At 46.3% G+C, this 1279-nt stretch carries 2 protein-coding genes; both read right to left on the bottom strand.

Annotated features, from left to right (window positions below):
* Window positions 1-29: 29 nt before the first annotated feature.
* On the bottom strand, window positions 30-572 hold the full coding sequence (locus QUA03_RS28880) for a hypothetical protein (protein ID WP_333217155.1): 543 nt from the start codon (window positions 570-572) through the stop codon (window positions 30-32).
* A 177-nt stretch (window positions 573-749) separates the two neighbouring features.
* A complete protein-coding gene (locus tag QUA03_RS28875; protein WP_333048776.1) occupies window positions 750-959 on the bottom strand; it encodes a hypothetical protein in 210 nt (69 codons plus the stop codon).
* Window positions 960-1279: the final 320 nt, after the last annotated feature.

Raw genomic sequence — 1279 nt, 5'->3', positions numbered from 1 at the left:
GGCACAAATTATTATACCTTAAAAAAACCTCAAATGATTGCTATGCAATCATTTGAGGTTTTGGCAATTCTCAATTTATTTGAATTTAAATCTGCTTGAATATCTGCGGAATGTGGGTTCAGCGCTTCCAGTTCGTCATAGTTGCGGCCATACACCTCTTGAGCCAAGCTCACAGCAGCTTTGATTAATGGGGCGGCGATTCTAATTTGCTCGATCGCTGCGGATTTGTCCGGGTTAGCCAAGGCCACATCTAGCGCGGCGTTGATGACCTGCATCAATTTGGAATAGGTGACAACCGAGATTTTGATCATCTGCCGGCCCTGGTCAAACCGTCGATCGGCGTCACTGGAGTAGAGGATCTGCTGTCGTTTTTCGGCCTCAGCGTCCGCTTTCTGTTTCAGGGATTCCAAGCGGGCGATCGTCTCTTGCCAAGTCTCGGTCAGTTTCATCTGGGAAATTCTCGATCGAGTCAGCCCCAATTTTTGAGCAATGGCTTCTTGGGTTAGCCCGTCAAAAGTCAGTTCTGCCGCCAGAGAAATTTTGCGGACTGATGATACGCTTGCCTTTGCCATCAGCTCAAAAACCTAAATTTTGCTAACTTTTACTAACCTTTTCTACCTCCATTATATCAGTCCAAACCTTTGCTAACCGAGGATTTTGACTGATGATTTCGGCAATAATGGCGACATCTTTTTGGCGATCGAACAAAACCCGATCGCCCGTTTAAAACGACGGACACAGCCGCAAATTTAGATTTTAGATTTTGGATTTCCGGCTCGAACCGGAGAACCCAGCAGCCGATCGAACTCTGCAAATTCTGCCGCGCCCACAACTGCCACCACATCGGCTGCTGTCAGGTTTCCCGCGTCGATCGCCTCCACAAAAACCGCCACAACAGCAAGAGCAATGTGAGCAATCGGCACAGCCAAATATCGGGTAAAAATCAAGCGCCTTGACACCTAAGATTCCCCATTCATAAGGGTGCAATGTTTTTATTTCTGTACCTAAAAGTCAGGTTTGTGATCACAAAACCATTGCTTGCTACCGATAGAGAACCGCCATAACCAGCCTCAACAAGCAAAGGCAGTTCTTGCACAAAAAAGCAGTAATTTGACCGAAAAAGTCAGGCGTTTGCAGGATATTTTCAGGTATTTGCAGGTAAAGTGCACCCCCTGCAAACCCCTGACTTTATACTGCACTTGCCTGACTTTATACTGCACTTGCCTGACTTTATACTGCACTTGCCTGACTTTAGCTGACGCAACAATTAGCTAATTTT

It is taken from the genome of Microcoleus sp. S36b_A4 (genome assembly GCF_036700645.1).
GTDB lineage: Bacteria > Cyanobacteriota > Cyanobacteriia > Cyanobacteriales > Microcoleaceae > Microcoleus.
This window is presented reverse-complemented; position numbering and strand designations above follow the sequence as displayed.

What these genes read in the sequence shown, in the direction of transcription:
- QUA03_RS28880 (WP_333217155.1), bottom strand. Translation starts at nt 572, where the DNA reads ATGGCAAAGGCAAGCGTATCATCAGTCCGCAAAATTTCTCTGGCGGCA.